This window comes from Pseudobacteroides sp. (assembly GCF_036567765.1).
In the GTDB taxonomy this organism is placed as follows: Bacteria; Bacillota; Clostridia; order Acetivibrionales; family DSM-2933; genus Pseudobacteroides.
The window spans coordinates 1-1,872 of record NZ_DATCTU010000055.1 but is presented as its reverse complement, the minus strand read 5'-3'; the positions used below and the strand labels follow the sequence as shown (position 1 = coordinate 1,872).

Genomic DNA, 1,872 nt, shown 5'->3' with positions numbered 1-1,872 from the left:
AAGGTCACACCCGTTCCCATCCCGAACACGGCAGTTAAGCTTCTTAGTGCCGACGATACTTAGACGGTCGCGTCTTGGTAAAATAGGTAGTCGCCAGATTTATATCAGAGCCTTATGCCAAAAGCATAAGGCTCTGTTTGCGTGCATCACATTGGTCATAAAACTTCCTAGGTTATCTCTCAAATTTTTCTAGGAGATAATATTAACTTACTCGTAAACGGTCATGCAACTTCAGCAAGTTCTGGACGTTTACCTCGGATAGAAACAATATTGCTAATATGTGTAGTTAAATTTTGAAGCAATCATTATAATATCGTTCATATTAATAACACCATCATTATTTAAATCACAGTTCTTGTCATAGTTACTTTCTGAAGCAGTAGTATTGAAATGAGAAGCCACTAATATAACATCTGCCATATTTACAGCCCTATCTCCATTTATGTCCTCAGGTACCTGCTTAACATTATTGGTTGGAGTAGGGGTATTGATAGGTTTTGTTGTAGGTGTGCTTGTAGGTGTATTTGTTGGAGTATTAGTAGGGGTATTTGTAGGTTTAATGGTTGTTGAATAAAGGTTCGGAAAATTACCTGACATATACATTAAGGTCAACATTCTCAAAGTATTTCCATAATAGTCATAAGGCTCTGAATCCTTAAGATTAACAGACTCATTAAACATGCTCCTTCCGAAATTCAGATCCGACCCTGTTAGGCATCCTGCTGCAGCGGTAACTACAAATGTAGGATTATGATACGAGCCAATTTTTTGACCTGTCAGAGAATAACCGTCTACAATATTTGTAACGCCAACTGTTTTAAAAAATGCACTTGTTTTATCGCAGTACTCCTTAGCCTTTTGAGTACCGTACCATGAATAATCCAATGCAATTCTCCAAGGCATTCGTGCTGCGTCATAACTATATTCATACTTTGCACTACCATTCCAAACCGTTAGAGTTTGAGCCGTCCCGTCAGCCTTACACCAGTCTGGAACTAATCCTGTTCCATTGTTATATTTTGCGATTTGATTAATTATTATCTCATAGGACTTATCTACAACTTTTAGCCAATCTTGATTACCTGTAAAGTCTGCATAAATTCTATACCAAGCAGGAACAAAATAGCACGGATTCAAAGCATCAGAACCTCCCCATTCACCAGGTTTCAAAACATAAGTTCCAGGCTCTACACAATATCTATAAAGATTATTTATATAATTTTTTGCTTCCTGTTCGTAGTTAATAGTACCGCTTGAACCCCATCTTTTATGGGCAAACACAAGGGCTGTTGCCATATCCTCATCACCATCTGTAGCAGGTCCTGTTCCTACAACTTTTCCGTTTGTATCAATAGACCAATCCATTAGTCCATGCCCATTAAAGTATTTCTTAGCATAACGATAAAGGTCATCAAACAAAGACCTCTCGTTAAAATAAACAGAGAGAAGCATACCATAGCCCATACCTTCTGAGCATGTTGTAAACTCCTGATTCTCGGAGGTCTGTACTCTTCTGTAACCGCCTGCTCCGATTGAGGTAATACGTTTGCTTTTCCATTCTTCCCAATCTCTTAATAGCATTGCATTGGTACTTGCCTGATCAGACGCCAAAGAACTAATACCATAAGGATAAGGATTCGTAGAAGGTAAAGATGCTGTTTCAGCTGAGTATATATTAGCTTGCACCAGGCATACAAGTAAAATGATTGTGGTTATGTATTGCAAGAATCTTTTCATAAATATAATCCATTCCTTTCGCTTCACTCAAGGCACAAAACGTAATGAAAACGGTGCTGCTGAGTGATTTTTATTTTATAATCAGTCCATAGGGGTTTCGGTAAACTACAAATCACGGGAAGGTGAGTGGGCTGC

The 1,872-nt window shown here is 38.4% G+C and carries 1 protein-coding gene and 1 rRNA gene; one reads left to right on the top strand and one right to left on the bottom strand.

Annotated elements, in window-relative coordinates; translation table 11 throughout:
* A 5S ribosomal RNA gene (rrf, locus tag VIO64_RS08855) occupies positions 1-99 on the top strand; the annotation flags it as partial.
* 174 nt (positions 100-273) lie between these two features.
* Here rrf and VIO64_RS08850 read toward each other — a convergent pair.
* A complete protein-coding gene (locus VIO64_RS08850) occupies positions 274-1,737 on the bottom strand; it encodes a glycosyl hydrolase family 8 (RefSeq protein WP_331917256.1) in 1,464 nt (487 codons plus the stop codon).
* Positions 1,738-1,872: the final 135 nt, after the last annotated feature.

Coding starts and splice junctions, on each gene's coding strand:
- VIO64_RS08850 (WP_331917256.1), bottom strand. CDS start 1,737: ATGAAAAGATTCTTGCAATACATAACCACAATCATTTTACTTGTATGC.